This is a genomic window from Pseudoalteromonas sp. BDTF-M6 (genome assembly GCF_018334135.1).
In the GTDB taxonomy this organism is placed as follows: Bacteria; Pseudomonadota; Gammaproteobacteria; order Enterobacterales; family Alteromonadaceae; genus Pseudoalteromonas.
In genome coordinates this window covers 519,798-527,118 of the sequence record NZ_JAGXTQ010000004.1, presented here as the reverse complement: position 1 = coordinate 527,118, position 7,321 = coordinate 519,798, and the positions used below count along the sequence as shown (strand labels likewise).

Annotated in this window: 7 protein-coding genes; 2 read left to right on the top strand and 5 right to left on the bottom strand. The window is 41.8% G+C overall.

The genetic code is table 11. The features are described 5' to 3' along the window. Positions 1-124: 124 nt before the first annotated feature. Positions 125-721, bottom strand: a complete 597-nt coding sequence (locus tag KD147_RS12320) for a hypothetical protein (RefSeq protein WP_212548052.1) — start codon at positions 719-721, stop codon at positions 125-127. A 50-nt stretch (positions 722-771) separates the two neighbouring features. Then, complete coding sequence (locus KD147_RS12315) at positions 772-1,494, bottom strand: hypothetical protein (protein WP_212548051.1); 723 nt, start codon at positions 1,492-1,494, stop codon at positions 772-774. A gap of 273 nt (positions 1,495-1,767) precedes the next feature. Here KD147_RS12315 and KD147_RS12310 point away from each other — a divergent pair, with 273 nt between their 5' ends. Beyond that, positions 1,768-2,454, top strand: a complete 687-nt coding sequence (locus KD147_RS12310; protein ID WP_212548050.1) for a hypothetical protein — start codon at positions 1,768-1,770, stop codon at positions 2,452-2,454. Here KD147_RS12310 and KD147_RS12305 read toward each other — a convergent pair. Next, positions 2,451-2,999 (bottom strand): recombinase family protein, encoded by a 549-nt coding sequence (locus tag KD147_RS12305; protein ID WP_212548049.1) that lies wholly within the window; start codon positions 2,997-2,999, stop codon positions 2,451-2,453. The two genes, KD147_RS12310 and KD147_RS12305, sit on opposite strands and share 4 nt — an antisense overlap. Before the next feature lie 222 nt (positions 3,000-3,221). Between KD147_RS12305 and KD147_RS12300 the strand changes: the two genes are divergently transcribed. Next, positions 3,222-4,346, top strand: coding sequence for a DNA cytosine methyltransferase (locus KD147_RS12300; protein ID WP_212548048.1), 1,125 nt, complete (start codon positions 3,222-3,224; stop codon positions 4,344-4,346). On the opposite strand, the gene KD147_RS12295 is transcribed toward KD147_RS12300, so the two are convergent. Both KD147_RS12295 and KD147_RS12290 read right to left on the bottom strand, forming a co-directional pair. Next, positions 4,343-5,425: a type II restriction enzyme NmeDI-related protein gene (locus tag KD147_RS12295; protein ID WP_212548047.1), complete on the bottom strand. Its 1,083-nt coding sequence runs from the start codon at positions 5,423-5,425 to the stop codon at positions 4,343-4,345. The genes KD147_RS12300 and KD147_RS12295 overlap by 4 nt on opposite strands. 325 nt (positions 5,426-5,750) lie before the next feature. Continuing rightward, a complete protein-coding gene (locus KD147_RS12290) occupies positions 5,751-7,154 on the bottom strand; it encodes an MBL fold metallo-hydrolase RNA specificity domain-containing protein (protein WP_212548046.1) in 1,404 nt (467 codons plus the stop codon). Positions 7,155-7,321 lie beyond the last annotated feature (167 nt).

The window sequence follows — 7,321 nt, the reverse complement described above, 5'->3', positions numbered from 1 at the left end:
GCGATCAACCACTTGTTTGACCGCTTCGATTTTGAATTCATCAGGGTAGCGTTTACCGCTCATAAGCACCTCTCTTTTTAGTTAGTTTATCTAACTGAAGGGTGTCTAGGAAATGAGTGGCGATTCAGCCAAAGTTCTTTTCCTTAGCCTTTCTATCGTATACGGCCAGTTCTTGCATCCTGTTTTTAGGCTGAAAGTAGATAAGTTCAATATCGCCGTCACTGTTAAAATAGATGCCAGCCTTACGTGAGAGAAGCTTATCAAACAGCAATTTAGACAGCGGTATATCACTACCCAATGCGATGTGTACATTTGTAACCGTAAGTTGGTCCCAGTAATAAAGATAAAGTTCTGGTGTCAGGATGTGCTCCAAAAAAAGCCTCGCACAGTACCATTGTGACTTGGAGTACTTGTGTCCTTTAAGTTCAATTGCCAGAAACCTTCGGCTTGAAGAGCTCGGGCTACATTTTACGACCAGGTGCGGTGTTTCTATGTTACTACCTGAGTGGTTAAATTCTTCCTCAAACAACGGCAATCGAATAAAGCGCTCGTATCCGGCTTTTGGGTATAGTATTTGGGTCAGCTCAGCTGTTGTTTTATTCGCTATTCGGCAGGCTAAGTCTTCCATATTTAGCCTTATTAGTTCTTGATGCTCTTCATCTTTTACGTCCAGTGTTAACCGCATATAATCTACTTTGCATGATTTAATAAATGTGTTCATGGTAACGACCTCTTAAAAGTGGGGGAGTAGGCGCATATGCGCCTTATTGGCTACTTGCTTTCAAGCTGCTTGATGGCTTTTCTTACTTCTCGAACAGCATCTTTACAGTCATGCTTTTTTAAGAGATCGCGGCATATCAACAACGTAGACTTTTTAGGAATTGCGTCAGAAATAGCTGAGCAGACACGTTTCGCAAAGTGTCGGTTTTCTTTGTTGTTGAGAGCTTCGTTGAACTGTTTCCGAAGTTTTAGCTGTTCCGAATTCAACGGGCATTTAGGTGTTTGTTCATTAGTGTTGGTTTGTTCATTATCCTCCTGTTCCTTTTGAGCTGAAAAATTTAGTTCCTTCAAGTACTTCTCAACCCGTTTACGAGTCAAATGGCTACCTTTTAGTTCGGACACTCCCAGCTCAGACAGTGCGTGCTCGTATACAGTTTTGCGATCTTGCTCGGTCAGATTTTTCATAGGGAGTAAAGCGTACGTGCTGAACTTTCCAATATTTTCTTCACCACACATATCTACTGTAATAATGGCTGTATGAAGATCATTATTGATACTGTCATAGCTCCGATTGAACTTTTCCTGATTAGCTTTGGCCCAGTCCTTAAAGCTGTTATATTCCAGTTCCTTATATGCCTCTGCCTTCCAAAAATCATATACAGGTCTCTGGATTGCTTTTGTGGCATTTATTATTGCGAGTGAGAGTTTGGTAGCATGCTTTTGAGATGCTGATTTACGCTTTGATGGTGTTGTTTTCTTTTTGCAAATAGCCATGGTTTCGTTCCTATTTTTTAGGTTAATTTAATTTTCATAGTCATTATCAACCGAGTGTTTAGGAGCCTTATTCCTCGACTTTTTAATTAATTTAGATGGAGTCAAAAGTTGCTCTATGCCAATACCTGTAAGGGTTGTAGAGTTTTCGCTTGTGTGAAATTAAAAGTAGGTTGAGGTCAGATGAATAAGTTGGCAACATTAAATGAACGAAACCCTTAGCTCATAAGGGTTGTGGCAAATAGTAAAATAATTAGGTTGGGGGAATGAAAATCCATGACGGATGTTATTGCGATAGGATCGGAGGCATTTCCATTAAAGCTTACCGCCCATGGCGGTAGTGAGTACTCAAAAAATAGCTTGATAAACTCAGGAGATTTCTCGACTCACAGGGCTAACTTGAATGAGAAACACATGAAATTGCCCCATGAGAAAGGAACATTCCTGAACTTTTACAAACTTAAGCAAGATGAGCCTTTATCGTTCGTTACAAACGTTATTTCGAATCCACACCTGAGTGTTTTAGAGATAAAGTTAGCCCTGTATTTGTATGACCTTTTCCAATTCGAAATGCCAGAGGGTGGGGTATTTCTTTTAGATAAGGGGTTGAATGCTGATAATGTTGGCAAGTTTGTTGGTACTGACGACTTCCTTTATCACAGCTTCCCCTCAGAATCTCAGCCAATGTTCGACCTAGGTGAGGCAGTTCACTTTCAAAATGTTATGAAGGCCTTGCACTTAGAATATTCAGAAGCCGAAGTTCGACATGCAGTTTTGAATTTACATAATTTCTCATATATCACGGTAACAGAAATTGGATGGGGAAATATTCAGGCCAGAGCTGCCAGAAATATCACCAACCTCCCTAAAGAAAATAGGATTTACGGTCTAGTAATACAGCTTTATCCAATGATGGATGAGAAGGATATTAGCAGTTATTGGAAACCTAAAGAGAGAGATTAGGCTTGGTTCAATGCTTTATAAACAGTAGCCCTAGCACAGCCTAGGGCTTTTGCTATCTGCATCTTGTTCATCCCATCAGCGTACATCAGCCTGATACGCTCGTGAAGTTCCTTGTTAATTCCTTTGCCTTTATACTTACCGTTGGCTTTAGCAATGGCTATACCTTCACGTTGACGCTCAAGTATCATAGACCGTTCGAATTGGTAGATTGCAGCTAGTAGTGTAACCATCAATTCTTGAACCGGATTGTTGGTGCCAGCAAAATCAAGGTGTTCTTTGTAGAATTTCAAACTAATACCTTGTTCGGTGAATAGACGGACTAACCTAAGTAGGTCTTCGGTATTACGTGCCATGCGGCTTATGTCATGGCAGTGAACTACATCACCCTCACGAGCATATTCAATTAACTGCTTGAGGGCTGGCCTGTTAGTGTCTTTGCCGCTGCACTTGTCAACGAAGGTCTTATCAAGCTTAACGTCGATTAATTGGCGAGCTGTGTTTTGATCAACTGAGCTCACACGTATATATCCGATTTGTTTAGTCATAGTAGATGTGCCTGTTTTAAGTCTATGACTTCAATGGTAACTGGCTACTATAGATTCCGAAATGGCTTAAAATAACCGCTCGTAGGCGAGAAACTGAACGGCTATTTTGAGTGTACTTAAAATGAACACCTTTGGTTTTGAAGGCTTTCCACTAATCAAACTTGAGACTTCATGATACTATAATTGTTCTGAATATTTTATGAGTTGCTGTAGATACTGCTTATGTCAAACCCTATTTTGTTTTCGTTTTTCTCTGGCTCTGGTTTTCTTGACTTAGGTTTTGAAACAAGTGGGTTTAATGTCGCATTTGTAAATGAATACCATACCCCGTTTCTTGAAGCCTATAAGTATTCCCGTGATCAAATGGGTATTCCTGCCCCTCAGTTTGGATACAGTAACTTAAGTATTGAAGAATTCTTATCAGGCCCTCAGGGTGATGAGTTTTCTAGCATGGTTGAAGTCGCCCGACAATCTGGGTCACTTGTTGGGTTCATTGGTGGACCACCTTGCCCTGACTTTTCAGTCGGGGGTAAGAACAAAGGTAAAGATGGAGAGAATGGCAAATTAACAAAAACTTATGTGGAGCTTATCTTAAAGGATCAACCTGATTACTTCATATTTGAAAATGTTAAAGGCTTATGGCGAACAAAGAGGCACCGTGAGTTTTATGATGAGATGAAGGAAAGGTTAGTTGCCGATGGGTACATAATAACTGATAGATTAACTAACGCCATCGAGTATGGGGCCCCTCAAGACCGTGACCGCATCTTAATGTTTGGTATTAAAAGTAACAAGGTTAATTCTAGGGTAGATGGTAATAGCTTAGAGGATTGCTTTGACTGGATGTCAAATATAGTTGTTGATAGAGAAGCAGTTCTAAAAAAAGGAACTTGGCCTGAAGAAGAACCTTTCAGAGAAGGTTCTGTGACGGATTTTTCGGCATACATAGCGCCGGAACTTAAACCTCTTACAGTCCAATATTGGTTTGATAAAAATGATGTGGACTCTCATCCTAATGCGACAAAATATTTTCAACCTAAGTCGAATAAATTTGGTTTGATCAAAGAAGGTGATGACTCTAAAAAGTCTTTCAAAAGGTTGCACCGTTGGCGGTATTCACCAACGGCAGCATATGGGAACAATGAGGTTCATTTGCACCCATACAAGGCAAGAAGGTTAAGTGCAGCTGAGGCACTTGCTATTCAGTCTCTTCCTGCCAACTTCCACTTCCCTCAAAAGATGACTCTTAGCGATATGTTTAAGACTATAGGTAATGGTGTTCCTTTTTTAGTGTCATTAGGGTTGGCAAAAACAGTCGCTAAGTTTTTAAACTCTTACGCAGACTAGTTCACATCTTCTAGGAAGGTATGAAAAAACCTTATATTATCTATGCCACGTAGTTTGCGTTGGCATAGTAGGTATAGATCTTCTACTGCCGAGTATGGTAAAAATTTAATGTTCATGCCTTCGAACTGAGGTTTACTTGCTTTTTGAAATACCTGCGTGCGGATTTCATCTGGTGCAGCAATAATATATGTCATGTGCGCAAGCTCAGGAGCTTCATCCTTGAAACTCTTCATTCTAGTTAGGCCAGAAGTAACCCCTGTGCTGTGCTCAATTTCAATAATTGCAGGTATTTTCTTCCCTTCCTCATCAAACCAAATAATGTCGATTAACTCCCCAGCAGGTGCAGCACGATCATACCCCTGTAATGCACTAGTCTCTGACAGCTGCTTTATCACAGGATCAAGCTCGATCAGCTTTTTACCATTGTACTCTATACTGTGGTCATTCTTTGCAACCCAAGACTTGAGGCCCATAGCCTCTGCACATTTTATCAGTAGAACCTGAATCTGGGCATGTCTACGTTGGATGTTCAACTCTGCCTTACTCTTAGCCTGCTCTTGATGATTCAATTGCAAAGAGTCAATCATGAACTCCCTTTCAATATCGCTAATCACCATATTATTGACCTCTTTTAGGCCAATTACTCCTTTCGGGTGTGGGTCGTCAGGACAGAAAATAAGGTGCTTGTGGCCATTTTTAACCTCCGTTACTTCACCAGTTCGCTCTAAGCGACCTGGGTAGCACGAGTAAAATCTTTCCGTATGTAAGAGAAGAGCTTCCAAGGCGGATCTGGTGTTATAGCTGGCACCGAAAACTCGATCGATATTGATGGGATGGTTAGGCTTAATTGTATTTGCAAGCCTCCACAACATTTTGGGGGATATGGTTTGCTCAACTTTATCATCAAAGGACTCACCTTTATCAGGATCACACCTTTTAATACTAATTGGTCCTTCAGGAAGCTTCACATTAACGATCTTGATCTTGGTTTTTGTCCTTGGGTTTGGGTAGTCGTAAGTGATTTTCTTATCTAATGAATCAATTGCTTTAGCTAATGTAGTAGCTGTTACCTTATCCATAACCTTTCCTCTTTGTTAAAAGTTCCGGCCAAATGTGGCATTTAAATATCAATTTGTCCACTAAAAAGCTAAAAAAGGTCTTTTTCATTAATTTTGGCCGGAACATTTTTTATTTTTAGTTGGTTTCTATCGGTTTCTATTAATGTTGTGGTGAGGGATATGGACTTAGGTAAGAGGTGGGTTAAGTTGGACATGCTTGTTTTTGCACACGCATGTTGATTGGACGGTTCAGTTAACTTACAGGCTGACTCAACAAACTCCATGGCCGCCTGATTATTCAGGCGGCTTTTGGGATCACACCTTAGTTCGACAAATTACAACCCCATTAAAACTCGATGCTTTGCCCCAAAATGGGTATTTCAGCTTTAATATTGTGTTCGTGTAGCAGTTTTTCTGACAATGCCGTGAGGGCATCCGGTTCGCCATGGACCAACACCACCTTGGGAAAGCTTTTAAAATTGGCAACCCAGTTAATCAGTTCCCTTTGTCCAGCGTGGGCCGAAAAACCGCCCAGGGTTTCTACATTGGCCTTCACAATAAAATCGTCACCAAAGAGTTTAATGTGCTGCGCACCTTCAACCAGTATGCGCCCGAGTGTGCCATAGGCCTGAAAACCAACAAAAATTAAGGTGTTGCGACTGTCCCAAATGCGGTGCTTAAAGTGGTGGGTAATACGCCCGCCGGTACACATGCCGCTGCCGGCAATAATAAGCGCGCCCTTGCTGATCTTATTAATGGACATGGAGTCTTCGGCGCTCACCATTAAATGCAGGGTGGAAAGAAAGTTTTTTAACAGGGTTTGCTCCCCCGTGCATAAGGGTTTAACCCCTTCACAATCCAAGGTAGGCAGCCACTGATCGTAAATTTGCGTGACCTCTATCGCCATGGGGCTGTCTAAAAAGATTTGCCAGTTATCCAGCTCACCGGCCATCTGCAATTTACCCAGATACAGCAATAGCTCCTGGGTACGGCCCACGGCAAAGGCTGGGATCATCACATTACCGCCATTTTCAAACGCTTGGTGTAATACCTCTTTAAATTGGGTTAGGGTATCGCCGAGTGACTTATGCTCCCGATCGCCATAGGTGCCTTCCATAAGAACTATATCGGCATGTTGAAGCAAGGTGGGATCATTCATCAGCAGGGTGTCCTTGTTGCCTAAATCCCCAGAGAAAACCAAGGTTTTTTGTAGGCCCTCATCATCGAATTTTAATTCCACAATGGCCGAGCCGAGAATATGTCCGGCATCGTAGAAGCACAGCAAGGCCCCATCCCCTAATTGTTTCTTTTCTCTATAAGCGATGGGCTTAAGTAAATCGAACACCTTTAAGACGTCGGCTTTAGAATACAGAGGCTCAATTTCGGGCTTGCCCTTGCGCATTAACCTGCGGTTTTCCCGCATCAGATCGTTTTCATACAGACCCAGGGCGTCTAAAAGCATCACAGGGAGTAACTGTGAGGTTGCTTCGGTGCAATAGATGGGGCCTTCAAAGCCATCATGAACTAAAGAGGGTAAGCGACCTGAATGATCTAAATGGGCATGGGATAAAATAACGGCATCTATGCTCCTGGGATTAAAGTTAAACTGCTTTTTGGATACCTTATGTTTGCCTCTCATGCCTTGCAACATGCCGCAATCGAGTAACACTTCACCAAGAGCCGGTGTGGAGAGCAGATGACATGAGCCTGTTACTTCTTGTGCTGCGCCATGAAATGTAATCTTTGCCATAAAAATATACCCACAAGCGAAAAAGCTTGCCGTTATTCAACCTACTATGAGTTTAGTGAGGAAAATGACTAATTGTGAGTCCGGCCCAAGGTTTTGCTTAAAAATGCACACCTTGGTGGCGACAAAGATGAAAAAAGCGAGCATCTAGCTCGCTTTAAATCACGTCC